This window comes from Carnobacterium divergens DSM 20623 (genome assembly GCF_000744255.1).
Taxonomy (GTDB): domain Bacteria; phylum Bacillota; class Bacilli; order Lactobacillales; family Carnobacteriaceae; genus Carnobacterium; species Carnobacterium divergens.
This window is the reverse complement of record NZ_JQLO01000001.1, coordinates 1,692,479-1,717,235: the sequence shown is the minus strand read 5'-3', so window position 1 is coordinate 1,717,235 and position 24,757 is coordinate 1,692,479. Positions and strand designations below refer to the sequence as shown.

Below are 24,757 nucleotides of genomic sequence, written 5' to 3'. Positions count from 1 at the left end.
CAAAGGAAGTAAACAAATGGCAAATGATAAAATTACCGTTCATGGCGCACGTTCTCATAATTTAAAAAACATTGACGTTACGATTCCTCGTGATAAGCTAGTCGTTCTAACTGGCCTTTCAGGATCTGGAAAAAGCTCACTGGCATTTGATACTTTGTATGCAGAAGGACAAAGACGCTATGTTGAAAGCTTATCTGCATATGCACGACAATTTTTAGGCCAAATGGATAAACCAGATGTAGATAGCATTGATGGATTGAGCCCGGCTATTTCAATCGATCAAAAAACCACTAGTCGAAATCCGCGTTCGACTGTTGGAACAGTCACTGAAATCAACGATTATCTTCGTTTACTTTATGCTCGAGTAGGGCATCCGATTTGTCCAAATGATGGAACCGAGATTACTAGTCAAACCGTTGAACAGATGGTTGATCGTGTGTTAGAGCTACCTGAAAAAACAAAGATTCAAATATTAGCTCCTGTTGTTGTAGGAAAAAAAGGACAACATAAAAAAGTATTCGATATGATTAAACGAGAAGGTTATGTTCGTCTTCGTGTCGATAAAGAAATGTATGATATCTCTGATGAAATCGAGCTTGAAAAAACCAAAAAACATGATATTGATATTGTCATTGACCGTATTGTTGTTAAAGAAGGCATTCGTTCACGTTTATTTGATTCATTTGAAGCAGCATTGCGTTTGGCAGAAGGCTACGCCGTTGCAGACGTGATAGGCAAAGAAGAAATTTTATTTAGTGAACACTACGCATGTCCTTATTGTGGCTTTACAGTTGGAGAATTAGAGCCTCGTTTATTCTCTTTTAACGCACCATTTGGAGCTTGCCCAGAATGTGATGGCTTAGGAATGAAATTAGAAGTTGATTTGGATTTAGTTATTCCCGATAAAAAGAAAACACTTAGAGAAGGTGCAATTGCTCCTTGGAATCCAATTAGTTCTAATTATTACCCTCAAATGCTAGAACAAGCCTGTCTTCATTTCAAAATTGATTTAGACACACCTTTTGAAAAATTGCCAGAATCAGCAAAAGAGTTGATTCTGAATGGTTCAGATGGTAAGTTATTTCACTTCCATTATGAAAATGATTTTGGTGGGATTCGTGACGTGGATGTTCCTTTTGAAGGCGTTGTTCGCAATATCTCTCGAAGACATGATGAAACCAATAGTGATTTTACAAGGGAGCAAATGCGTACCTATATGACAGAGTTGCCTTGTCAAACTTGTAACGGTTATCGTTTAAATCGCCAAGCGTTGTCTGTTAAAGTCAATGGAACGGATATCGGACAAGTTTGTGAATACGCAATTGGAGATGCTGTTGAATTCTTTGACCATTTAACATTGTCCAATCAAGAAGAAATGATTGCAAAACCCATCTTGAAAGAAGTTCATTCACGATTAAGATTTCTGGAAAATGTCGGATTAGACTATTTAACGTTAAGTAGAACCGCGGGCACATTATCTGGTGGAGAAGCTCAAAGGATCCGGTTGGCTACACAAATTGGCTCAAATTTGTCAGGTGTTCTTTATATTCTTGATGAACCCTCTATTGGTCTACACCAACGGGACAACGATCGCTTGATTGGTTCCTTGAAAAAAATGCGAGATTTAGGGAATACACTAATTGTTGTAGAACATGATGAAGATACAATGCGTGAAGCAGACTATTTAATTGATATCGGTCCTGGTGCTGGAGAACGTGGTGGGGAGATTATGGCTGCCGGGACACCAGCAGAAGTCGAAAGAAACCCCAATTCTTTAACAGGTGAGTATTTATCTGGTAAGAAATTTATTCCGATCCCAGAAAAAAGACGGAAAGAAAATAAAGGGAAAATACGAGTTACTGGCGCTACGGAAAATAACTTGAAAAACTTAACCGTTGACTTTCCAATTGGTCGTTTTGTTGCGGTTACTGGTGTGTCAGGATCAGGAAAAAGTACACTAGTAAATAGTATTTTGAAGAAGGCTTTGTCAAAAGAGCTGACACGAACAAAAGCGAAACCAGGTAAGTTCAAAAAAATAACAGGCTATGAAGAGCTAGAAAAAGTAATTGATATCGATCAAAGTCCAATCGGGCGTACGCCAAGAAGTAATCCAGCGACTTATACAAGTGTATTTGATGATATTCGTGATTTATTTGCACAAACGAATGAAGCTAAAATTCGGGGCTATAAAAAAGGACGTTTTAGTTTTAATGTAAAAGGTGGCCGCTGTGAGGCTTGTCGTGGAGATGGGATTTTAAAAATTGAGATGCACTTTTTACCAGACGTTTATGTTCCCTGTGAAGTTTGTCATGGAACAAGATACAACTCTGAAACGTTAGAAGTTCACTACAAAGGCAAGAATATCTCTGAAATTTTAAATATGACAGTTGAAGAAGCGGTGAAATTTTTTGAGCATATTCCAAAAATCCATCGTAAACTAGCAACAATTGTAGATGTTGGGTTAGGTTATGTTACTTTGGGGCAGCCTGCAACGACGCTTTCGGGTGGGGAAGCACAACGAATGAAACTTGCCAGTGAATTGCATAAAAAATCAAATGGCAAAAGCTTCTATATTTTAGATGAACCAACAACAGGGTTACACACCGATGATATCGCGCGTCTTTTAGTCGTCTTGAACCGCTTAGTTGAATCAGGTAATACGGTGCTTGTAATCGAACATAACTTAGATGTTATTAAAACAGCAGATTACTTGATTGATTTGGGCCCAGAAGGTGGTGCTGGTGGTGGAACATTAGTTGCTAAGGGAACTCCTGAAGAGGTCATTAAAGTAAAAGAAAGCTATACTGGAAAGTATTTAGCAGCAATTTTAGAACGAGACAAAGCTCGTATGAAAAATTAATCAAGAGACTTCTTTAAAGCCTTTGTAGCTTTAAAGAAGTTTTTTTGTTGTATTAAGAGTATTCGCAAATGAAGAGTTCTTTCATTTATAAACTGAATTTTTTATTTTTTAAAGGTAAAATGGTAAACTAATTAGTGTAGAAAAGGTTAAATAATAGAAGTTCAGACTATGTGTTGAATGATAAATCGTTCTTAAGTCCTATGACAATTTACCAAAAGAAAGGCATAATATGAGTATAGCAAGACAAATGAATCTTGCATCAGTATTTCAATCGTCCGCAAATGATAAATAGATAGGAAAGAATGAAGGAGGAAATCAACATGAAAGAAAGAGAAAGAATTTTAGAATTAGTGAAACAAGGAATCATCTCAACAGAAGAAGCATTAGTCTTATTGGAAAGTGCAGCTAAAAGAGAAGGCAAAGAAGCGGTGAAAAAAGATCAGTCAAATGTTCAAAAACCAATTCCACCAACTGAACCAGAAGCAAAAATAGAAAACCCTGAACCAGTGTTATCTGATGCAGCTGAATCAGTAGAAGAAGGGCGTGCACGTTTAGAAAAAGAACAAAAGGAAGATCACGAACGATTAGAAGCAATTCTCGAAGAGTTGGCAAATGAAGCCTCTGGATATTCAGTAGAGCTAGATCAAACGAATCAAACAATTAAAGAATTGACCGATCAAATTAAATTGAAAAAAGAAGAAATGATGGTCATAGAAACAAAAGAAGAATTAGAAACATTGACTGAAGCAGATCAAGCAAGAATGACTATCCTCGAAGATGAAATTACAGCATTAGAAGAAGAAGCAACATCACTAGAAGAAGAAAAAACGATTCTTGAAGATAAACTTAAAAATATTAAAAGAAAACAGTGGGGAACACATAAAAAAACAATTACTGACAAATTTGAATTGCCAGATGATTGGAAAGAATCCGCTACTGAAACAATGAATCAAGTAGGTGAAAAAGTAACTGAAGCTAGTACACAATTTGGTAAATTTATGAAAGACACCTTTAATACCGTGATGGAAAATATTGACTGGAAAGACGTGAATATTCGCGTACCAGGAATTGCAGCTACGAAGTTTGATCATGAATTTAACTATCCAGAAAGTGCAGCTTCTATCATTGATGTTAAAGTAGCAAATGGCGATGTAGTCTTTAAAAACTGGGATAGTCAAGACATCAAAGTTGAAGCATCTATTAAAATTTATGGAAAAATGGATGTTGAAAATCCCTTTGAAGCATTCTTAGAAAGAAGCACAATTGAAGTCAATGATGAGAGTTTACTCTTCCATGTACCAAATAAACGCATTCGTTGTGATTTAGTTTTCTATCTACCAGAAAGAACCTACGACCATACAGCGTTGAAATTATTAAATGGGAATGTAAAGTTTGAAGAATTTGAAGGTAAAGACATCTATGTTAAATGTACAAATGGTAATATTACATTTGATCGTTTGACAGCTACGATGCTTGAAACAGAAGGTGTTAATGGCAATGTTTCTGTAGTTGATAGTAGTGTTCGTGATTTACTAGTACACAGTATCAATGGTGAGATAGTTACGCGCGGAGATGTAAAAAGTGGCAATTTATCAACAGTTAACGGAGCTATCAAAGTAACGTTATCAGGAGAGGAACTAAAACGTCTTGAAGCCAGTTCTGTAAATGGAACAGTTAAAGTTGCTTTGCCAAGAGCAATCAGCATTGAAGGCAATGCGAAGAGCAATTTAGGTTCAATTCAAAATCGTTTAGAAAACGTTGAAGTAATCAAAGAGAAAAAAGATCGCACAAATCAATTGCTAGAATTTAGACGTGTGGCAAATGAAGATACGTTGGTTGTAAAATTATCAACAACTACTGGTAGTATTTTAATTAAAGATACGGACCAGTAAAAGAATTGGGGATTCTCTTCCCCAATTTTTAACTTAAAATTTAAAGAGGGTGGCATAAATGAAAAAATTAACAAAATCAAGACAAGATAGAGTTTTAAGTGGTGTATTAGGTGGGATTGCAGAGTATTTTGGAATTGATGCAACAATTTTAAGAATAATTTTTGTTGTAGCTGCATTCTTTGGCTTTGGTTCCCCAGTGATTTTGTACATCATCTTAGCAATCTGTATTCCTGAACCAAAACGAGATACAACAGATTCTAATTATGGAAATCGTTACTATTCAACGAATTATGAAGACTATAATGGCAAAAAAAAAGCTAAACAAGATAAACGTAAAGAAGCAGAGAAAGTTGAAGATGATGACTGGAGTGATTTCTAATGAAATTTTGGCAGGGTGTTTTGATTAATGCTTTGTTATTCTTAGCATTATCAGGTTTTTTCAGAGCAACATTTTATGTTGAAAGTATTTGGATAGCGTTAGCAGCAAGTTTAGTTTTGGCTGTTTTAAATATGTCGATTAAACCAGTTTTAAGCATTCTATCCTTGCCAATTACTTTTTTAACATTAGGATTCTTTAGTATTGTTATCAATGCATTCATGTTGAAATTAACAGCGGCTATTGTTGGTAGCGGATTTCATTTTGCTACATTTGGCACAGCGATGTGGGTGGCAATTTTATTGTCCCTTGCAAATCTATTTATTTCAAATCGCGTTTCAACAGAATAGAATTACGACTAAAAAGCATCGATTGAATTCGATGCTTTTTTATTGATAATAAAAAATATTTAAAGGTTCATTAAATCAGTATTGATAAACCTTTAAAGAAATTCAATATAATGTTAAAATGGAAGATAGACAGAAACAAGCTTATTTGCGAAGAGGAGAAAAAACTATGACTAGTAGTGTAACGGTAAGAGAATTAGTGGATACACTTCGTTTAGATGTACATAACGGAGAAGAACATTTGGATCGTTTGATTACGACCAGTGATGTTTCACGACCAGGTTTAGAATTAACAGGCTATTTTAATTATTATCCACAAGAACGAGTTCAGTTGTTTGGTAAAACTGAAACGTCTTTTTCTGAACGAATGACTAGTGAAGAACGTTTAATTGTGATGAGAAGAATGTGTCAACCGAATACTCCTGCATTTATTTTGTCAAGAGACTTAGTTCCACCAAAGGAATTGGTTCAAGCGACTACAGAAGCTGGAATTCCTTTGATTATGTCACGATTAACAACAACTCGATTATCCAGTAATGTAACAAATTTCTTAGAAGGTAAGTTAGCTGAACGGATTTCTATGCACGGGGTCTTGATTGATGTTTATGGACTAGGAGTCTTAATTACAGGTGATAGTGGTGTTGGGAAAAGTGAAACTGCATTGGAACTAATTCAACGTGGACATCGTCTTGTAGCAGATGATCGAGTTGAAATTCATCAACAAGATGAACAAACTGTTGTCGGGGAATCACCAGATATTTTACGTCACTTAATTGAAATTCGAGGTATTGGCATTATTGATGTGATGAACTTATTTGGTGCAGGTGCTGTTAGAAGTAGTAAAACGATTCAAGTGATCGTGAATTTAGAAACGTGGACTAAAGAAAAGAAATTTGATCGTCTTGGTGGCGGAGAAGAAATCACACGTATTTTTGACGTAGATGTGCCTAAAATATCGATTCCAGTTAAAACGGGTCGCAATTTAGCGATTATTATTGAAGTAGCAGCAATGAATTTTAGAGCGAAGAGTATGGGCTATGATGCTACGAAAACCTTTGAAAAAAATCTAGAAATTTTGATTGAGAAAAACTCTCAGGACAATTAAGAATGGAGATTAGAGCATGAATCTATTATTAGGTGCAATTAATCCAATTGCCTTTTCACTAGGCGGGTTAGAAGTTCATTGGTATGGTGTTATTATTGCATCGGCTGTCTTATTGGCTATTTTTATGAGCACTCATGAGTCGGAAAAATTAGGGATTAAAGGCGACGACTTGATTGATATGATGTTGTGGGCATTGCCAATTTCGATTATAGGGGCTAGAATCTATTATGTTGCGTTTGAATGGCGTTACTATGTTGCGCATCCTTCAGAAATTATTGCGATTTGGAATGGTGGGATCGCCATTTATGGAGGCTTGATTGCTGGAGGTTTGACGGTTTACTGGTTTACTAAAAAAAGAGGCTTGCCATTTTGGCTAGTATTAGATATTGCAGCACCTAGTGTTTTAATCGCACAAGCAATTGGACGTTGGGGAAACTTTATCAATCAAGAAGCCCATGGTGAAGAAACATCAAGAGCTTTTTTAGAAAATCTACATTTACCTACTTTTATTATTAATAATATGAAAATTGACGGAATCTATTATCAACCGACCTTTTTTTATGAATCCTTATGGAATGTGATTGGATTTGTGCTACTATTGATTCTTAGAAGAAGATTCCATTTATTAAAACGTGGAGAAGTAGCTTTGAGCTATGTTCTATGGTATTCATTTGGTCGATTCTTTATCGAAGGTTTGAGAACAGATAGTTTGATGTTGCTGCAAACGATTCGTGTTTCACAGTTATTGTCTGTTGTTTTATTTATAGGTGCTATTGTTATATGGTACTATCGGAGAAAAAAATACCCAGAAAATCCTTATTATTTAGATGGTGTTATTTCGAATTAATAAAAGAAAGTAGTGTTAGATGTGTCAATTGAAACAGTGTTATTTGATTTTGATGGTACCTTAGCGAATACCAATGCTTTGATTAGTCAGTCACATTTGGCAGTCCTAGAAGAGTATTTTCCAGGAGAATATGACTTAGAAGCTGTTCGAGCGTTTAACGGACCTACGTTAGAGATGGTATACGGCAAGTTGAATCCTCTTGAGAAAGAGACGATGATTGCTAAGTATAGACAATTTAATGAAGCTCATCATGATGAAATGGTAACGGTGTTTGAAGGCGTTACTGAAAATTTAGAACGTTTAAAGTCAATTGGCATTCGATTAGCAATTGTTTCAAGTAAGCGAAATGATGTTTTATTACGGGGATTGAAACTTTTACATTTGACCGATTATTTTGAAGTGATTATAGGTGGTTTAGACTATCAAAAAGCAAAGCCAGATCCAGAACCTATTTATGTAGCACTTCAACAATTGAAAGTTGATCCAGCAAAGGCCATCATGGTGGGAGATAATTCTCATGATATTGAGTCGGCTAATAACGCTGGAATTATATCGGTTTTTGTCGAATGGTCAGAAAAGACACGAGCAGAAATTGATCCTTTCAAACCAGATGTAATAGTTACATCAATGACTGATTTAACTGATTATGTTATTAGAAATAAATAAGCAAGATTTAAAGGAGTTTGAATATGTCGAAGAAAATTGCTGTACTTGGTGCAGGTTCATGGGGTACGGCCCTAGCAATGGTATTAGATGAAAATGGTCATGATGTTCGTTTATGGGGAAATAATGTTGAACAAATGAGTGAAATCAATAACGATCATTGCAATGCTCGCTATTTACCGGAAATTCAATTATCTAAAAGCATTAAAGGCTTTACAGATTTAAAATTAGCAGTTGAAGCTGTTGATGTTGTACTTTTCGTAGTTCCAACAAAAGCAATGCGATCAGTTGCACATCAAGTAGCCTCTGTCTTAACTTCACCAGCTGTAATTGCTCATGCTAGTAAAGGGTTAGAACAAGAAACGCATAAACGAATTTCAGAGGTATTAGAAGAGGAAATCCCAGAGGAATTAAGGAAAGCAGTTGTTGTTTTATCAGGTCCTAGTCACGCAGAAGAAGTTGCAGTTAAAGACATTACAACTATAACGTCAGCATCTACTAATTTGGCGGGCGCAGAATTGATTCAGTCGTTATTTATGAATCGTTATTTCCGAGTGTACACCAATGAAGATATTATCGGTGTTGAAATGGGAGCGGCCTTGAAAAATATTATTGCAGTTGGAGCAGGTGCACTCCATGGCTTAGGTTATGGAGACAATGCAAAAGCGGCTTTAATGACTCGAGGACTTGCCGAAATTAGTCGATTAGGTGTTGCTTTTGGTGCCCAGCCTTTAACCTTTATTGGTTTAAGTGGTGTGGGTGATTTGATTGTTACGTGTACGAGTGTTCATTCAAGAAACTGGCGTGCCGGTGATTTACTTGGAAAAGGTCATAATTTACAAGAAGTACTAGATAATATGGGCATGATTGTTGAAGGAGTTTCAACAACGAAAGCGGCTTACGAATTAGCAAAACAAAAAAATATTGAGATGCCGATTACGGAAGCAATTTATGATGTTTTGTACAATAAAACAGACGTAAAAGAAGTTGTCTCTCATTTAATGACTAGAGATGGAAAAGCAGAAAGTTAAACTGATACGACACTATCATTAGGAGGATACAAAATGCAAAAAGTAAGAAAAGCTGTCATTCCGGCAGCTGGATTAGGAACACGATTTTTACCAGCAACAAAAGCAATGGCAAAAGAAATGTTGCCAATCGTTGATAAACCAACCATTCAATTTATTGTGGAAGAAGCGATTAATTCAGGGATTGAAGATATTCTAATTGTGACAGGAAAGAGCAAACGTCCAATTGAAGACCATTTTGACTCAAACCCAGAACTAGAAGCGAATTTAAAAGAAAAAGATAAACTTGAACTATTAAAATTAGTAGAAGAAACCACTGGTTTAAACCTTTACTTTGTTCGTCAATCTTATCCAAAAGGATTAGGTCATGCTGTTTTACAAGCGAAGGCATTTGTTGGCAATGAGCCTTTTGTCGTGATGCTAGGTGATGACTTGATGGAGGATACTGTCCCATTAACGAAACAATTAATGGATGGTTACGAAAAAACTCATGCTTCAAACATTGCTGTGATGAAAGTTCCACATGAGGATACTTCAAAATACGGTATTATTGATCCTGAAATGGAAGTAGAAAAAGGATTATTCCATGTACGTAAATTTGTTGAAAAACCAGACCCAAAAGATGCACCAAGTGATTTAGCTATTATTGGTCGTTATTTATTAACGCCAGAAATTTTTGATATTTTAGAAAACCAAGCTCCTGGAGCGGGAAATGAAATTCAATTAACCGATGCCATTGACACATTAAATAAAACACAACGCGTTTTTGCACATGAATTTAAAGGCACAAGATATGACGTTGGTGATAAATTTGGTTTCTTAAAAACAAGCATCCAATATGGTCTAAAACATCCTGAAGTGAAAAATTCATTACGTGAATACATTATTCAATTAGGTAGCGAATTAGCTAGTGAAGACGCTAAAGAAGCTGATAAAGTAGATAAAACACCGAAGAAAAAATAATAAACAGCGTTAACTAAAAGAGGACTAGCTAATTTAATCAATTAGCCAGTCCTTTTTTTAATCGGATAATTTAAATTTACTTTTCCAAATATCAGATTTCCAACGATAAAGCATCAATAAACTTCGCAAAATTTCATCGATTGCATAGGCTAACCAAACGCCAACTAGACCAAGCCCAAATTTGATAGCTAGTAAATAAGAGAAAGGCAAGCTAATAATCCAAAGGACAATAATACTGCAAATCAATGGATATTTCACGTCGCCACTCGCATTTAAAGCGCCAACCAAAATCATATTGACAGCTCGTCCTGCTTCTAAGAAGATGTCGACTAAGAAAACCTGTTTAGCAATCAATAGAACCGTCAGACTGGAAGTGAAAACCCCCATAATTGGTGTAATGAATAACCAAATTAAAAAGGTAATAACAACAGAAAGGATAACGCCGATTTTCACACTACGAATTCCTCGGTGGTACGCACGATCAATTTCTCCAGCTCCAACATGTCGACCAATCATAATCTGCGTTCCTTGGCTCAATGAAGCAGCGGCAAGTGAAACAAACTGAGTGATTGCATTAACGTAAGATTTCGCTACTAACGCATCTTGTCCTAAGGTCGCAACAATTGTGGTTACAACAACTTGTGCCGCTTGGTAAGAAAGAGCTTCTCCAGAAGAAGGAAGACCATAACTTAAAACAGATTTTAAATTTTTAAAAGAAAAATCTTTAAAATTTGTAAATGAAATGCGATAACGAACATGGCGGTGTAGCAAATAAATTGCGATAACTAAACCTACAGAATTCCCAACAATACTGGAAACAGCCATGCCAGTAACACCGAAAACAGGTAAACCAAAGGGGCCATACAAAGCAAAGAAATTTCCAATAACTGCAATAATACTTGCAAATAGAGGGACAAGTAAAGCGGGTTTTGTAAAACCATGACTACGCATAATCGCAATCATAGTAGTTGTCAGAGAAGTTAAAAACATTCCACCACCAAATATTTTTAAATAGCTAGCCCCTATTTCAACTAATTCAGGACTTAGTTGCATCCATTGGAGGAAATAGGTTGAAAAGAAGATAAAAATAGCACTGATTAAAAAACCAAGAACCAAAGCAGCAGTTAAAGACGTAGTAATCACCGATTGGATTCGTTCTCTTCTTTTTGCACCAATTAATTGGGCAATGATAATTTGAGTTCCGACACTTACAAATCCGAAAATAAATACGGTTAAATTCAAGATTTGATTGGATGCACCAACAGCAGCCACAGCACTTTCTGAATATTTTGAAATCATTAGTACGTTAATATTTCCAATAATAACCCTTAAAAAAAGTTCCACAAAAATTGGCCAACTTAAACTAATGAGCTCATTATCTGAATGAAGACGCTTCTTTTTGACCATAGGGACCTCCTTTATGATTTTAATTGACTTGCAGATATAATAGCTGAATTTAAGTAAAATTACGAGTAGAATTACTTTAAAAACAATATTTTTTAAGTGTATGTTAAATGCGAAAAAGAAACAATGGACATTTTTCTTTTTTTTATAAAATAATTTTCTCCATCATGAATACAGGAATCCAAAATAGGAGCTATCCCACCTGAAATGTCTGTGTTATACTTAAAGACAAAGTTCAAAAAAGGAGGCGAAAAGATGTCTGATTCTGAAAATAAGCGAGCACCGATTATTGAGTTTTTCCCATCAAGTGAATATTACTTTAGTTTAGGAATTGCAGCGTTTCAAAAAAACGATATCCTCAAGGCTAAAAAATATTTGAATCGTGCAGCGACACTTTGTAAAACAGAGGAAGAAAAAATTTTTGCTCTTTGCCAGCTAGCAATTTGCCATCAGCATGCCGGTGAATTTAATGAATCTATTACTATTTTAGATACATTGATTGAAGAAAGTGGGGACATTTTTAGCGAAGCTTATTATTTTCAAGCAAACAATTATGCTTTTTTAGAGGACTTAGAGGAAGCGTTGGAGTTAGTAAAAATGTATTTAAAAGAAGATCCTACCGGTGATTTTATTGAAGAAGCAACTGAATTAAAACAAACTTTAGAAATGGAATTGAAAGGATACTAATTTTTTGTAAGCAAATTAGTAGACGAATGTCTCCATTCATATTAAAGTAGATAAATAGCACTGAGAATTGAGAAATAAAGGGAGCGAAAACATGGAATCAAATGAAAAAATTTATGATGTTGTCATTATTGGATCAGGTCCAGCAGGAATGACAGCAGCGTTATATGCATCAAGATCAAACTTATCAACCTTAATGCTTGAAAGAGGCGTTCCAGGTGGTCAAATGATTAATACAGCTGAAATTGAAAATTATCCTGGGTTTCTAAGTATTTTAGGTCCTGAATTATCAGACAAAATGTTTGAAGGATCAAAACAATTTGGAGCAGAATATGCGTATGGAGATGTTCAAAAAATAGAGGACGGTAAAGAATATAAAACCATTACAGCAGGTGGTAACGAATATAAAACGCGTGCAATCATTATCGCAACTGGAGCAGAGCATCGTAAATTGGGAGTTGCTGGAGAAAATGAATACAATGGACGCGGTGTGTCTTATTGTGCAGTATGTGATGGGGCCTTCTTTAGAAATAAAGAATTGATTGTAATTGGTGGCGGAGATTCAGCAGTTGAAGAAGGAACGTATTTAACTCAATTTGCTAGTAAAGTAACAATTATTCATCGTCGCGGTGAATTACGTGCTCAAAAAATATTGCAAGACCGTGCGTTTAAAAATGAAAAAGTTGACTTTATATGGAATGCAACAGTATCAGAAATTCATGGAGATGACATGAAAGTAACGGGAGCGACTTTGGTTGATACAAAAGATGGTTCAACGAAAGAAATTGCCGCTGATGGAGCGTTTATCTATGTAGGTATTTTACCTCAAACGAATTCTTTTAAAGATTTAGGGATTACAGATGAAGAAGGTTGGATTATTACAAATGATGAGATGGAAACAGCAATTCCAGGTATTTTTGCTGTTGGAGATGTTCGTCAAAAAACATTACGTCAAGTTACTACCGCTGTTGGCGATGGCGGTCAAGCAGGACAAGCTGTCTTTAAATACGTAGAAGAATTAAAAGAAAGTCTAGAAAAATAATAATAACGACACAAAGAATCTTTATTTTTATAAAGGTTCTTTTTTTGTAATTAAGATGACAATTAAAACATAAGATTATTGAAAGTTATTTAAAATGAGTGAAAGCCTATGCAAGAAGTGATATAATCAAAATGATTAACTGTTATTGAAGGAAATAATTAAAAAAATATGGAAAAAGGATGATTTCAAAAATGACTTGGAAGAATACTTATGAAACTTGGAAAAATCATAAAACATTAGAAGATAATTTAAAAGCAGAATTAAATGAATTAGCAAATAATGAAGCAGTCTTAGAAGATGCTTTCTACGCGCCTTTAGAATTTGGAACAGCGGGCATGCGAGGTGTTTTAGGAGTAGGAATTAATCGTATGAACATCTATACCATTCGTCAAGCAACGGAAGGTTTGGCTTCATTTATGGACAGCTTAGGTGAGGAGACGAAAAAAAGAGGAGTAGCTATTGCTTATGACTCACGTCATCAATCACCTGAATTTGCAATGGAGGCAGCTAAAACATTAGGCAAGCATGGCATTCCAGCGTTTGTATTTGAAAGCTTACGTCCAACGCCAGAACTTTCTTTTGCAGTTCGTGAATTGAAAACCTATGCGGGAATTATGATTACAGCAAGTCACAATCCTGCTGAATACAATGGGTACAAAGTTTACGGTGAAGACGGGGGGCAAATGCCACCTAAAGAAGCGGATGCTTTAACAACATTTGTTCGTGAAATTGACAATAGCTTAGAAATTGAGGTATTAAGTGAAACAGAGTTGAAAAATTCTGGTTTATTAACCATACTTGGTGAAGACATTGATGCACCTTATCTTGAATTAGTGAAAACAGTGACAGTGAATCCTGAATTAGTAAAAGAAATGAGCAAAGAAATGAAGCTTGTTTTCACTCCGCTTCATGGAACTGGTCAAATGCTAGGAGAGCGCGCACTAAAAAATGCTGGATTTGAAGGCATTACGGTAGTTCCAGAACAAGCGATTCCTGACCCTAGTTTTCCTACCATCAAATCACCAAATCCAGAGGAACATAGTGCCTTTGAATATGCGATTCGCTTAGGTGAAAAAGAAGGGGCAGATGTTTTAGTTGCAACAGATCCAGACGCAGACCGTCTTGGGATTGCAGTGAAAATGCCTGCTGGAAATTATGAAGTGTTATCAGGAAATCAAATTGCGTCATTAATGTTGCACTATTTATTAACAGCTCAAAAAGAAGCCGGAACATTGCCTACTAATGGTACTGTATTAAAGTCAATCGTTTCAAGTGAGTTAGCAACGAAAATTGCAGAAAGCTTTGAAATTAAAATGATCAATGTTTTAACAGGGTTTAAATTTATTGCAGAAAAAATCAAACAATATGAAGAAGATCATAGTCAAATCTTTTTATTTGGATTTGAAGAAAGCTATGGTTATCTAGTAAAACCTTTTGTTCGCGATAAAGATGCCATTCAAGCTTTAGTATTGGTAGCAGAAGTTGCTGCGTTCTATAAAAAACAAGGAAAAACAATGTATGATGGCTTACAAGAGATTTACCAAACATATGGCTATTTTGAAGAGAAAACAATCTCAGTTACAATGGCGGGAATTGAAGGAACAGCTAAAATTCAAGACTTGATGACAAAATGTCGTGCAGAAGTACCAAAAGAATTTGCAGGTATTTCTGTTGTAAGTTCTGAGGACTTTGGCAATCAAACAAGAACATTCCAAGACGGAAGAGTAGAGCCAATTGACATGCCGACATCTAACGTTTTAAAATATCAATTAGAAGATGGCAGTTGGATTGCGATTCGTCCATCTGGAACAGAACCGAAAATTAAGTTTTATATTGGTGCAGTAGCAGATACAGCTGAAAAAGTAGCGAATAAGGTAGCAGATTTTGAAGCAAGTATTCAAGCTATTATTGCATAATAAAGAAATACATTAAGAAGCGTAGTCTTTTAAAGACTACGCTTCTTTTAACGAAATGAAAAGACTTCTTAAGTATACGTGATACACCCGGTATGTTATAATAGAAATTAAAGAATAAACGAGTAATCGTTTTGAAAAGGAGTGACTGATGATGGTAGATAGTCTTCAATTAGTAATTATTACAGGAATGAGTGGCGCAGGTAAAACTGTGGCAATGCAGAGTTTTGAAGACATGGGGTATTTTTGTGTTGACAATATGCCACCCAGTTTATTACCTAAATTTTGGGAATTAGTAAAAGAATCAGGAAAATTAACAAAAATTGCCTTAGTAATTGACCTTCGTTCAAGAGCTTTTTTTGATGAAATTTTAACTGCAATTGGAAGTATGGACAATACGTCCTTTATTACAACGAAAATTTTGTTTTTAGAAGCAGAGGATGCAGTTTTAGTTTCAAGATATAAAGAAACAAGACGCGCTCATCCGTTGGCACGCGATGGTCGAGTTATGGATGGAATTCGTAGTGAGCGAGAGCTACTTAATGAAATTAAAGGTAGAGCGCAGTTAGTGATCGATACATCACATTTAACGCCACGTCAATTACGTGAAGAAATTATTTCAAGTTTTAAAACAGAAGACACCAATTTATTTAGAGTTGAGGTCATTTCATTTGGCTTTAAATATGGGCTACCGATTGATGCCGATGTTGTAATGGATGTCCGTTTCTTACCAAATCCTCACTATATCGATACGCTACGTCCTTTAACTGGTTTAGATAAACCAGTATATGATTACGTGATGCAGCAGCCAGAAACAGAACAATTTTATCGTAAATTTATCGATTTATTATTATATGTTTTGCCAGGTTATAAAAAAGAAGGTAAAAATAATGTAACGATAGCGATTGGATGTACGGGAGGGCAACACCGTTCCGTTGCTTTAACTGAAAGAGTAGGTCGTCAACTAATTGCCGATGACTATAAAGTCAATATTACACACCGAGATAAAGATAAACGTAAAGAAAGTATCAATCGTTCATGATGGTTCCTAAACGCAATCGAAGACCTAAAATTGTTGTACTTGGAGGCGGAACGGGCCTACCAGTTATTTTGAAAAATTTAAAAGCGCAATCTGCTGATATCACTGCAATCGTGACAGTTGCTGATGATGGTGGGAGTAGTGGGACGATTAGAGATTATGTGAATGTAGTGCCTCCTGGAGATATTCGGAATGTTTTAGTTTCATTGTCTGATTTACCTCGATTGCAAGAAGAAATTTTCCAATATCGTTTTGATAGTAACGATCATTTTTTAGCGGGACATGCGATTGGAAATTTGATTATTGCAGCAATTACAGAGATGAAAGGAAATGTCTTTGAAGCGATTCAACTATTAGCGGAAATGATGCGTGTTGATGGTCAAGTGTATCCAGCCTCAGAGGAGCCGCTAATTTTACATGCGGAGTTTGAAGATGGAACTAGGGTTTCTGGAGAATCTAAAATTGCTCACGATCGTAAAACCATTAATCGAGTATATGTAACACCAACTGAAACTAACCATGATGCTAAAGCTGCTAGACAAGTAATCGATGCAATTTTAGAAGCGGATATGGTGGTATTAGGTCCAGGTAGCTTATTTACGAGTATTTTACCCAATTTAATGATTCAAGATTTAGGTGAAGCTGTTGTAAATACAAAAGCAGAAGTTGTCTACATCTGTAACATTATGACGCAATTAGGAGAAACAGAAAATTTTTCCGATGCGGATCATATCAGGGTATTGCACAAACATTTAGGCAATCAGTTTATTGATACGATTTTAGTAAATACCGAACATGTTCCAGAAGATTATATGGACAAAGAGCGCTATGACGAATACCTCGTTCAAGTCACGCATGATTTTGAAGGCTTGCGAAATGAAAATTGTCGCGTAATTTCGGCTGACTTCTTGAAACTCAGAGATCAGGGAGTCTTTCATGATGGAGAAAAAGTTGTAGAAGAATTACTGCGTCTTGTATTTGGCGCTAAAAATTAAAAGGTCGTTTAAAGAAAGGAGGCTGTCTAGTATGTCCTATGCCTCAGATGTCAAAAAAGAACTAACTACATTAGAAGTTCACAAAGAGCATGCAAAAGCTGAATTGGCAGCATTGATTCGCATGAATGGTGCGGTTAGTTTAGTGAATCAAAAATTTATTTTAAATGTTCAAACTGAAAATGCAGCGATTGCAAGGCGAATTTATGTCTTATTAAAAGATCATTTTGAAGTGGAAAGTGAACTATTGGTTCGCCGCAAAATGAAATTAAAAAAAAATAATGTCTATATTGTGCGCTTAAAGCAAGGAACAAAAAAAGTTTTATCAGACTTAAATATTATGGATGGTCTACTTTTTCATGCTCATATTGCAGATGAAATTATCACAAACCCTCAAAAAATTCGTTCTTATTTAAGGGGTGCATTTCTGGCAGGTGGTTCGGTTAATAATCCTGAAACAAGCCGGTATCATTTAGAAATCTATTCCATCTATGAAGAACACAACAATGATATTTGTCAAATGATGAACTATTTTGAGTTAAATGCGCGAACGTTAGAACGCCGAAATGGATATATCACGTATTTGAAAGAAGCTGAAAAAATAGCAGATTTTCTTGCGTTGATTGGTGCAACTACAGGCATGTTAAAGTTTGAAGACGTACGAATTGTTCGAGATATGCGGAATTCTGTCAATCGTTTAGTGAATTGCGAAAATGCAAATTTAAATAAAACAATTGATGCAGCAGGAAAGCAGATTGAAAGTATACATTTTATTGATGAGATGATGGGATTAGATAAACTTCCAGAAAAATTAAGAGAAATTGCTTTGGTTCGTTTAGAGTATCCAGAAGTAACCTTAAAGGAATTAGGAGAAATGATTCCAAGTGGTGCCATCAGCAAATCGGGTATCAACCATCGATTGCGTAAGTTAAATGAAGTAGCAGAAAATTTAAAAGCAAAAAGCACAGTTAGCAAAGGATAAAAGAAAGGTGGAAATCAATCATGAAGTCACAATTATTAGCGCCCTATACAATAAAATCAGTAGAATTTAAAAACCGAGTAATGATGTCACCGATGTGTATGTATTCTGTTTTTGAACAAGATGGAAAAGTGACTGATTTTCACTTAACTCACTATGGAACAAGAGCTCTTGGTCAAGTAGGGTTAATTATGGTTGAATCAACAGCGATATTGCCGAATGGTCGAATTTCACAGGAGGATTTAGGTATTTGGTCAGATGATCATATTGCAGGTTTAACAAAATTAGTTGATCATGTTCATGAAATGGGTGCAAAAATAGGGATTCAATTAAATCATGCAGGACGAAAAGCAGATGTGCCTGATTCAATTGTAGCACCATCAAGTATTACCTATAGTGAAGCCTATCAGCAACCAGAAGCATTATCTGAAAATGAAATTACAGAGATTGTAAAAGCCTTTAAAGATGCCGTTATCCGGTGTCAAAAAGCAGGATTTGACGTTATTGAACTTCATGGAGCACATGGTTATTTGATTAATCAATTTTTATCCCCGTTGACGAACAAGCGAACAGATCAGTATGGTGGACCGATTGGCAACCGGTATCGTTTTTTAAGTCAAATCATTGCTGAAGTTCGAGCGTTATGGGAGAAACCTTTATTTGTTCGAATTTCTGCAGAAGATTACCAAGCAGATGGCGCTCACCTTGAAGATTATTTAATGATTGGAAAATGGATGCGAGATGCAGGTATTGATTTGATCGATGTCTCTACAGGAGGCTTAGTAAATGTTCAACCGACAAACATATTTCCTGGGTATCAAGTGCATTATGCAGAAGAAATTCGTAAAGTAGTTGGCATTGCGACAGGAGCAGTAGGCCTAATTACAAATGGAGCACAAGCAGAAGAAGTAATTGGAAATGGTCGAGCAGATTTGGTGGTTATTGGACGAGAATTATTACGTAATCCTTTTTGGGTTCGAGAGGTTGCCATTGAATTGAATGCAAAAGATCAACTCAAAACACCCGTTCAATATTTACGTGGTTGGAGATAAAAAAGAATCAAGCGATTGAGTAATCGCTTGATTCTTTTTTATTTTTTAAGTTCTTCTTCAATTAAATTGGTCAATTCATCCGGTGTGATATGTTCATCAAAAATATGATCCCCCACAATAACTGTTGGAACAAAGAAGATATTTGCTGCTTCAGCTTCAGCAATAATTCCGTTGATTTGAGCTTCATTAGGTTGATTTTTAAGACCTAATTTCTCTTCAACATAAGTTGCGACTTCTTCATTGGTTAGGTCACCCCATTGGTGTTGATGTTCAAAAAGGAAGTCAATATCTTTTAGCGCTTTTTCAGGGTTTTGATAGTCTAAATGATGATGACAAACATTTCCTTTTTGTAAAGAGGGTTTTTCTTTATCAAAATGTTTAATAATTCGTTGAACTTTTCCTTCTTCAACAAATTTTGTTAACACATCTTTTGATTCTTCGTGCCATTTCTTGCAATAAGGACAACGAATATTGATAAATTCGATTACTTTAACAGGAGCTTCTTTTGCTCCAATTTTAAAACCAAACTCGGTTCCAACTTCGCTTGCTTTAATTTTACTGATATCCATAAATAAATTCCTCCTTCAATAGTTCCATAATTTAATTATACCGCGGATGGACACACAAGGGTAGCAAAAAAGCCTGTAAAACAAAATCGTTTTACAAGCCTTGTTAAAAATTATTTTAATGAAGAGCTGTTAACCATAATTTCATCGATTAAGCCATAAGCTTTTGCTTCTTCAGCACTCATAAAGTTATCACGGTCTGTATCGCGTTCGATGACTTCAATTGGTTGACCAGTTTGATCTGCCAAGATTTTATTTAAACGTTCACGAGTTTTTAATATGTGACGCGCAGCAATTTCAATTTCAGTTGCTTGACCTTGAGCACCACCTAGGGGTTGATGAATCATAATTTCTGCATTTGGCAATGCATAACGTTTGCCTTTTGCACCAGCTGTTAACAAGAAGCTTCCCATTGAAGCAGCCATTCCCATTGCGATTGTTTGAACATCTGCTTTGATGAAGTTCATTGTATCGTAAATTGCTAGTCCAGCAGTAACGCTACCACCTGGTGAGTTGACGTAAATGTAAATATCTTTTTCAGAATCTTGTGCATCTAAGAATAACAATTGCGCGATAACTGCATTTGCTACGTTATCATCAATTTGTCCACTTAACATAATGATACGGTCTTTTAATAGACGAGAATAAATATCGTATGCGCGTTCTCCTCTAGATGATTGTTCAATGACTGTAGGTACTAAATTCATATTATATTTCCTCCTTTAAAGGTTTCAAATCATGGTTATTGTAACATAAAAAGTAAAACTGTTACTAGTTGTATTTTACTCTAATGGTCAATTAAGGTCAAATGTTTTGTTCGATTAATTATTAGTTGCTAAAATGAGGTAGAAATCAATTCATTAAAGAAGCTAGGTAGTGTTTTAATTCAGTTGGATGATGAAAGGTTAAGATTTTTTCTTTTGGAATCATGGCTAATTGTTTTAGTGTTTCTTTTCGTCTTGTAGGATAATTCCATGCAAATTTTAAGAAGTCTAAATTAAAACGTTCAGGACAACCATCTGCCATATCAGGTCTTACTTTTCCATGATAGATAAAGGAGCGTTTTAAAATTCGGCGAATGTAAACAGATCTTGAGAAGTCTAGAAAAATAATAGTATCACTATTGTTGAAACGGATAGGCCAAGTGATTGAGTAGTTGCCTTCAATAATCCAATGCTGATTTGAATGAATAAGAGGTGCTACTTTTTCTAGAAGAGCTCTTTTGCCAATTTCTTGCCAGTTTGGATTAAAATAAAGTGAATCTAAATGAATGACAGGAACCTCATAAAAATCCCCTAGTTGTTTAGCTAAGGTTGATTTTCCTGACCCAGAAGGGCCAATAATCGTAATTTTTGTCATGAAACTAACCTCCTTTACTAAGTAAAATAGCTTATTTAAAGAAAATCCTTTAAATAAGCTATTTATAAAACCATTAAATTATTGAATAAAAATATTTCCATTTGCATCTTCTGGTTTGAAAGCGGCAAAGATACCTTCAAAAAAAGCAATTATAGCAGGGATACCAGTCCAACAGAAAATTAAAAATGTAATTCCAGCTCCAGATTTTCCAGCATAAAACTTATGAACACCAAATCCACCAAGGAAAATAGCTAAAAGAACATAAATCCATTTATTGACCCATTTGCCAACTTGGCTATACTGTGGAGTTTGTTGAACTTGAGTATGTTGTTGACCCTGCTCTTGAGCTTGGGTTTGCGCTTGAGAAGTTTCATTCACAATGTTGATATTAATACGGTCTTGAACGGTTTCTTTTTTTTGTTCAGGCCTATGTAGAATGACATTTGGACCATCATAATAAATTTCAACTAAGTCCCCAACAGCTGCGTCAAAATCGATTGTTTCTAATGGAACACGAATGGTAGTGCCATCTTCTTTTGCAACGACTAAATAATCAGCTTCTAACTTGATAATTTTATTCATTTTAAAACTCCTTTTTGCTAAATAGTTAATGACACAAAAAAAGAACATGAATCTGTTCTCTGTTTTTATGTCTCCTGGGGGAATCGAACCCTCATCTCAAGAACCGGAATCTTACGTGATATCCATTACACTAAGGAGACTAAATCAACTACTATAGTTTAGCTGAATTTAGTTGAAAAGACAAGATTTAATTATAAGCACGCTATAAAAAGATGAATTCCTTTTCAATTTCAAAATATGGTATGATAGCAGTGAAGATTTTGAAAGGATATGAAGGAGGAATGATTGTGAATTTTGAACAAAAGTTTAGCCAACAACAAAGACAAGTCCAAAAAATGGCGATGACACAACAATTACAGCAATCCATTCAAATGCTACAATATAATACAGAAGAACTGGCCAGCTTTTTAGAGCAAAAGGCGCTAGAAAATCCTTTAATCGAAGTAACCGTTGAACGGGATTATGATGCTGAGGCAGCTATTCAACCCGTAAAAAGTACAATGAACTATCAACATAACGAAGAGTTTAATTATTTGAATCAAGTACCAGATACTAGCATTTCCTTATTTGAATTTTTGTTGGAGCAAATTCATCTGACAATGAGAGATACTTATTTAAGAGAATTGGTTTTCTTTTTAACTGAAAATATTGATGATAATGGCTATTTAAAAATAGAATTATCGGAAGCTGCAAAAACAACGGGGGCACAAGATATCCAAATGCTAGATGCCTTAACGTTATTACAACAATTAGATCCTGCAGGAGTAGGCGCTAGAAATTTACAAGAATGCCTAATGTTGCAAATAGAGCGAGATGATTTTGCTCCTAATATGGCGTATGTGATAGTAGAGGAAGAATTTGAAAATTTTGCAAATCGTAAATGGAAAGAAATTACGAAAAAATTCGATATTAGTTTGGCTGAGATTCAAGAAATTTCAGATTATATTCAGACCTTGAATCCACGCCCAGGCGCTTTATATGACGGTACAAAAGAACAATACATCCGTCCTGACTTAATTATACGTGTCACAAAAGAGAATGAAATCAAAGTATTATCAGCTAAAACAGGCTTGCCAGTCGTTCATTTTCAAAAGGATTATTATCAAGAAATGTCTCAATTTGAAGACAAAGATGTACGACGATTTATGAAGGATAAATTTAATGAGTACGAGTGGATTCAAAAAAGCTTGCAACAAAGAGGAGAAACCATTGTTCGAGTTGGGACTGCGATTGTTGAGCGCCAAAAGGAATTTTTCTTAAACCCAGCACATCCAATCAAATCATTAACTTTAAAAGAGATATCCGAAAAACTTGATATTCATGAATCGACAGTAAGTCGCTCCATTAATGGCAAATATTTAGAGACTAGTTTTGGTATTTTCGAATTAAAAAGTTTCTTCACAAATTCATTAAAAACGCAACAATCAAAAATACAAAATTCTGAAGACGAATTGGAAATTTCAGGAGATTCTGTTCGGAAAAGAGTCGCATTTTGTGTAGAAAATGAAGATAAACATAAACCTCTGTCAGATCAAAAAATAGTGGAACAATTAAAAGAAGAAGGAATTGACGTTTCTAGAAGAACGATTGCGAAATATCGGGATATTCTAGGCATTCCTTCTTCATCTAAAAGAAAACGATTTGATTAATAAAAAACCTGTGGATTTTTTTATTCTATGTTATAAGAAGAAACAGGTTTTTATTTTAGACTTAATTACAAAACAAGAATTAAGTTATAAAGAAACAAAATAATTTAGTCACAAGATAGACACAAAAATTAATATTTTTTTTAGGAATAGAAAAATAAGCACTTTATAGTTGAAAGATAGCTTGTAAGCTGTTAAAATGATTAGTGTAAGAGATGGAAGCGGTAGGCGAAATACTGCGACAAATGACAACAAACCTACAGACAGTCAAATGAATGTTTTTGTTTCATTAAGGATCTCTTCATTTTTTTAAGCACTCAGGGTCGCGAAACGACTTACATGGTCATTAAACGACCAAGGAAGAAAGAGGCACTCTTATGCAGCAAGATGTATTATCTATTATTGAAAAAGTAGCACCTGATATTATGGAGACTCTTAGAGAACGGTATCAGATTTTGCGCAATATCTATTTGTTGGGGCCAGTCGGTAGACGTGTTTTAGCTGGGAAAATGAATGTAACAGAACGTGTTTTACGTACTGAAACAGATTTTTTAAAAAAGCAAAACATTATTAAAACTTCAAAGGTAGGAATGGAGTTAACCGTTACTGGGGAAGACGTCTATCATGAGTTAGATCAAATGATGGGACAACTTTTAGGAATGCGGGAAAAAGAAAAGGAATTGGCTACTTATTTCCAAATAGAACATTGCATAATTGTCTCAGGCGATAGTGAAGAACAAAGGAAAGTCATGGAAGAATTAGGGCATGCAACATCAGAATCATTGGATTTTCTACTGCCAAGTGGCGACAATATTATTGCCGTTATGGGTGGAACGACAATGGCAAAGGTTGCAGACCAAATGACAAAAGCTTTGTCCAACGATCGACATCTGATCTTTGTCCCTGCAAGAGGAGGCATTGGAGAAGCTGTGAATATTCAAGCGAATACGATAAGTTCTCAAATGGCTGAAAATACAGGTGGCGAAAATCGAGTTTTATACGTGCCAGAACAAGTCAGTGAAGAAACGTATAAACCATTACTCCAAGAACCAGCTGTTTTCAACACTTTAAAAATGGTCACAAAGGCTAAATGTGTGTTACACAGTATTGGAGATGCCAAACTAATGGCAGAACGCAGAGGAATGAGTGAAGAAGCTCTAGCTCTGATTAAAGAACAAGCTGCAGTTGGTGAAGCTTTTGGATATTTCTTTAACAAGGCTGGTGAAGTGGTCTATAAAATTCCACGCATCGGGTTACAATTGAAAGATTTAGCCAAGATTCCTTGTGTACTGGCAATCGCTGGTGGAAGGTCAAAAGCAACAGCAATAGAAGCTTATATGAAAAACGCACCAAGTCAAACATGGTTGATTACAGACGAAGGTGCAGCTAACCAGATTTTAAAAGGGGTAACCCTTTAA

General features: G+C 35.4%; 23 protein-coding genes and 1 tRNA gene. 18 read left to right on the top strand and 6 right to left on the bottom strand.

Annotation, left to right across the window (positions count from 1 at the left end; all coding sequences use genetic code 11):
* Window positions 1–16: 16 nt before the first annotated feature.
* The 9 genes from uvrA (at window position 17) to galU (ending at window position 10,081) form a co-directional block, all read left to right on the top strand.
* Entirely contained in the window at window positions 17–2,860 is a 2,844-nt protein-coding gene (gene uvrA, locus BR52_RS08340) for an excinuclease ABC subunit UvrA (RefSeq protein ID WP_034571403.1), read from the top strand.
* Window positions 2,861–3,180: 320 nt separating this feature from the next.
* Complete coding sequence (gene liaX, locus BR52_RS08335) at window positions 3,181–4,752, top strand: daptomycin-sensing surface protein LiaX (RefSeq protein WP_034571400.1); 1,572 nt, start codon at window positions 3,181–3,183, stop codon at window positions 4,750–4,752.
* A gap of 58 nt (window positions 4,753–4,810) precedes the next feature.
* Window positions 4,811–5,131: a PspC domain-containing protein gene (locus BR52_RS08330; protein ID WP_034571397.1), complete on the top strand. Its 321-nt coding sequence runs from the start codon at window positions 4,811–4,813 to the stop codon at window positions 5,129–5,131.
* Window positions 5,131–5,478, top strand: a complete 348-nt coding sequence (locus BR52_RS08325; protein WP_034571394.1) for a phage holin family protein — start codon at window positions 5,131–5,133, stop codon at window positions 5,476–5,478. Before BR52_RS08330 ends, BR52_RS08325 begins: the two co-directional genes overlap by 1 nt.
* A 166-nt stretch (window positions 5,479–5,644) precedes the next feature.
* The gene (gene hprK / locus BR52_RS08320) at window positions 5,645–6,580 is read left to right on the top strand and encodes an HPr(Ser) kinase/phosphatase (RefSeq protein WP_034571391.1); all 936 of its coding nucleotides are present in this window, start codon (window positions 5,645–5,647) and stop codon (window positions 6,578–6,580) included.
* 16 nt (window positions 6,581–6,596) lie between these two features.
* On the top strand, window positions 6,597–7,427 hold the full coding sequence (lgt, locus tag BR52_RS08315; protein ID WP_034571388.1) for a prolipoprotein diacylglyceryl transferase: 831 nt from the start codon (window positions 6,597–6,599) through the stop codon (window positions 7,425–7,427).
* Between the two features lie 21 nt (window positions 7,428–7,448).
* Window positions 7,449–8,093: a pyrophosphatase PpaX gene (ppaX, locus tag BR52_RS08310; RefSeq protein ID WP_034571385.1), complete on the top strand. Its 645-nt coding sequence runs from the start codon at window positions 7,449–7,451 to the stop codon at window positions 8,091–8,093.
* Between the two features lie 23 nt (window positions 8,094–8,116).
* On the top strand, window positions 8,117–9,121 hold the full coding sequence (locus BR52_RS08305) for an NAD(P)H-dependent glycerol-3-phosphate dehydrogenase (RefSeq protein WP_034571382.1): 1,005 nt from the start codon (window positions 8,117–8,119) through the stop codon (window positions 9,119–9,121).
* Between the two features lie 33 nt (window positions 9,122–9,154).
* Window positions 9,155–10,081 carry a UTP--glucose-1-phosphate uridylyltransferase GalU gene (galU, locus tag BR52_RS08300; protein ID WP_034571379.1) on the top strand — a complete coding sequence of 309 codons (927 nt, stop codon included), beginning with the start codon at window positions 9,155–9,157 and terminating at the stop codon, window positions 10,079–10,081.
* Between the two features lie 57 nt (window positions 10,082–10,138).
* On the opposite strand, the gene BR52_RS08295 is transcribed toward galU, so the two are convergent.
* Window positions 10,139–11,488, bottom strand: coding sequence for an MATE family efflux transporter (locus BR52_RS08295; protein ID WP_034571376.1), 1,350 nt, complete (start codon window positions 11,486–11,488; stop codon window positions 10,139–10,141).
* 252 nt (window positions 11,489–11,740) lie between these two features.
* Between BR52_RS08295 and BR52_RS08290 the strand changes: the two genes are divergently transcribed.
* From BR52_RS08290 to namA, 7 genes are all read left to right on the top strand, one after another.
* Window positions 11,741–12,172, top strand: a complete 432-nt coding sequence (locus BR52_RS08290) for a tetratricopeptide repeat protein (protein ID WP_034571373.1) — start codon at window positions 11,741–11,743, stop codon at window positions 12,170–12,172.
* A 91-nt stretch (window positions 12,173–12,263) separates the two neighbouring features.
* Window positions 12,264–13,211 carry a thioredoxin-disulfide reductase gene (gene trxB, locus BR52_RS08285; RefSeq protein WP_034571370.1) on the top strand — a complete coding sequence of 316 codons (948 nt, stop codon included), beginning with the start codon at window positions 12,264–12,266 and terminating at the stop codon, window positions 13,209–13,211.
* 191 nt (window positions 13,212–13,402) lie between these two features.
* Window positions 13,403–15,127 carry a phospho-sugar mutase gene (locus BR52_RS08280; protein WP_034571367.1) on the top strand — a complete coding sequence of 575 codons (1,725 nt, stop codon included), beginning with the start codon at window positions 13,403–13,405 and terminating at the stop codon, window positions 15,125–15,127.
* A gap of 151 nt (window positions 15,128–15,278) precedes the next feature.
* On the top strand, window positions 15,279–16,166 hold the full coding sequence (gene rapZ, locus BR52_RS08275; RefSeq protein WP_034571364.1) for an RNase adapter RapZ: 888 nt from the start codon (window positions 15,279–15,281) through the stop codon (window positions 16,164–16,166).
* The gene (locus tag BR52_RS08270; protein WP_034571360.1) at window positions 16,163–17,158 is read left to right on the top strand and encodes a gluconeogenesis factor YvcK family protein; all 996 of its coding nucleotides are present in this window, start codon (window positions 16,163–16,165) and stop codon (window positions 17,156–17,158) included. The genes rapZ and BR52_RS08270 overlap by 4 nt, the downstream gene beginning before the upstream one ends.
* A 31-nt stretch (window positions 17,159–17,189) precedes the next feature.
* Window positions 17,190–18,137, top strand: a complete 948-nt coding sequence (gene whiA, locus BR52_RS08265; protein WP_034571358.1) for a DNA-binding protein WhiA — start codon at window positions 17,190–17,192, stop codon at window positions 18,135–18,137.
* A gap of 20 nt (window positions 18,138–18,157) precedes the next feature.
* Window positions 18,158–19,186: an NADPH dehydrogenase NamA gene (gene namA, locus BR52_RS08260; protein ID WP_034571355.1), complete on the top strand. Its 1,029-nt coding sequence runs from the start codon at window positions 18,158–18,160 to the stop codon at window positions 19,184–19,186.
* 38 nt (window positions 19,187–19,224) lie between these two features.
* Here the strand turns inward: namA and BR52_RS08255 are convergent, their stop codons facing one another.
* From BR52_RS08255 to BR52_RS08235, 5 genes are all read right to left on the bottom strand, one after another.
* A complete protein-coding gene (locus BR52_RS08255) occupies window positions 19,225–19,755 on the bottom strand; it encodes a DsbA family protein (protein WP_034571353.1) in 531 nt (176 codons plus the stop codon).
* Between the two features lie 110 nt (window positions 19,756–19,865).
* Window positions 19,866–20,459, bottom strand: a complete 594-nt coding sequence (gene clpP / locus BR52_RS08250; protein WP_034571350.1) for an ATP-dependent Clp endopeptidase proteolytic subunit ClpP — start codon at window positions 20,457–20,459, stop codon at window positions 19,866–19,868.
* Window positions 20,460–20,604: 145 nt separating this feature from the next.
* Complete coding sequence (locus BR52_RS08245) at window positions 20,605–21,111, bottom strand: P-loop NTPase family protein (RefSeq protein WP_034571347.1); 507 nt, start codon at window positions 21,109–21,111, stop codon at window positions 20,605–20,607.
* A gap of 78 nt (window positions 21,112–21,189) precedes the next feature.
* Window positions 21,190–21,693 carry an NINE protein gene (locus tag BR52_RS08240; RefSeq protein ID WP_034571344.1) on the bottom strand — a complete coding sequence of 168 codons (504 nt, stop codon included), beginning with the start codon at window positions 21,691–21,693 and terminating at the stop codon, window positions 21,190–21,192.
* A gap of 68 nt (window positions 21,694–21,761) precedes the next feature.
* Window positions 21,762–21,833 (bottom strand) — tRNA-Arg (locus BR52_RS08235).
* A 147-nt stretch (window positions 21,834–21,980) separates the two neighbouring features.
* On the opposite strand from BR52_RS08235, the gene rpoN reads away from it, so the two are divergent.
* A complete protein-coding gene (gene rpoN / locus BR52_RS08230) occupies window positions 21,981–23,342 on the top strand; it encodes an RNA polymerase factor sigma-54 (RefSeq protein WP_034571341.1) in 1,362 nt (453 codons plus the stop codon).
* A 374-nt stretch (window positions 23,343–23,716) separates the two neighbouring features.
* Window positions 23,717–24,757 carry a sugar-binding transcriptional regulator gene (locus BR52_RS08225; protein WP_034571339.1) on the top strand — a complete coding sequence of 347 codons (1,041 nt, stop codon included), beginning with the start codon at window positions 23,717–23,719 and terminating at the stop codon, window positions 24,755–24,757.

What these genes read in the sequence shown, in the direction of transcription:
- BR52_RS08280 (WP_034571367.1), top strand. Translation starts at nt 13,403, where the DNA reads ATGACTTGGAAGAATACTTATGAAACTTGGAAAAATCATAAAACATTA.
- BR52_RS08325 (WP_034571394.1), top strand. Translation starts at nt 5,131, where the DNA reads ATGAAATTTTGGCAGGGTGTTTTGATTAATGCTTTGTTATTCTTAGCA.
- BR52_RS08305 (WP_034571382.1), top strand. Translation starts at nt 8,117, where the DNA reads ATGTCGAAGAAAATTGCTGTACTTGGTGCAGGTTCATGGGGTACGGCC.
- rapZ (WP_034571364.1), top strand. Translation starts at nt 15,279, where the DNA reads ATGGTAGATAGTCTTCAATTAGTAATTATTACAGGAATGAGTGGCGCA.
- BR52_RS08295 (WP_034571376.1), bottom strand. Translation starts at nt 11,488, where the DNA reads ATGGTCAAAAAGAAGCGTCTTCATTCAGATAATGAGCTCATTAGTTTA.
- hprK (WP_034571391.1), top strand. Translation starts at nt 5,645, where the DNA reads ATGACTAGTAGTGTAACGGTAAGAGAATTAGTGGATACACTTCGTTTA.
- BR52_RS08270 (WP_034571360.1), top strand. Translation starts at nt 16,163, where the DNA reads ATGATGGTTCCTAAACGCAATCGAAGACCTAAAATTGTTGTACTTGGA.
- galU (WP_034571379.1), top strand. Translation starts at nt 9,155, where the DNA reads ATGCAAAAAGTAAGAAAAGCTGTCATTCCGGCAGCTGGATTAGGAACA.
- BR52_RS08255 (WP_034571353.1), bottom strand. Translation starts at nt 19,755, where the DNA reads ATGGATATCAGTAAAATTAAAGCAAGCGAAGTTGGAACCGAGTTTGGT.
- clpP (WP_034571350.1), bottom strand. Translation starts at nt 20,459, where the DNA reads ATGAATTTAGTACCTACAGTCATTGAACAATCATCTAGAGGAGAACGC.
- whiA (WP_034571358.1), top strand. Translation starts at nt 17,190, where the DNA reads ATGTCCTATGCCTCAGATGTCAAAAAAGAACTAACTACATTAGAAGTT.
- trxB (WP_034571370.1), top strand. Translation starts at nt 12,264, where the DNA reads ATGGAATCAAATGAAAAAATTTATGATGTTGTCATTATTGGATCAGGT.
- uvrA (WP_034571403.1), top strand. Translation starts at nt 17, where the DNA reads ATGGCAAATGATAAAATTACCGTTCATGGCGCACGTTCTCATAATTTA.
- lgt (WP_034571388.1), top strand. Translation starts at nt 6,597, where the DNA reads ATGAATCTATTATTAGGTGCAATTAATCCAATTGCCTTTTCACTAGGC.
- BR52_RS08240 (WP_034571344.1), bottom strand. Translation starts at nt 21,693, where the DNA reads ATGAATAAAATTATCAAGTTAGAAGCTGATTATTTAGTCGTTGCAAAA.
- BR52_RS08330 (WP_034571397.1), top strand. Translation starts at nt 4,811, where the DNA reads ATGAAAAAATTAACAAAATCAAGACAAGATAGAGTTTTAAGTGGTGTA.
- BR52_RS08225 (WP_034571339.1), top strand. Translation starts at nt 23,717, where the DNA reads ATGCAGCAAGATGTATTATCTATTATTGAAAAAGTAGCACCTGATATT.
- namA (WP_034571355.1), top strand. Translation starts at nt 18,158, where the DNA reads ATGAAGTCACAATTATTAGCGCCCTATACAATAAAATCAGTAGAATTT.
- BR52_RS08290 (WP_034571373.1), top strand. Translation starts at nt 11,741, where the DNA reads ATGTCTGATTCTGAAAATAAGCGAGCACCGATTATTGAGTTTTTCCCA.
- BR52_RS08245 (WP_034571347.1), bottom strand. Translation starts at nt 21,111, where the DNA reads ATGACAAAAATTACGATTATTGGCCCTTCTGGGTCAGGAAAATCAACC.
- liaX (WP_034571400.1), top strand. Translation starts at nt 3,181, where the DNA reads ATGAAAGAAAGAGAAAGAATTTTAGAATTAGTGAAACAAGGAATCATC.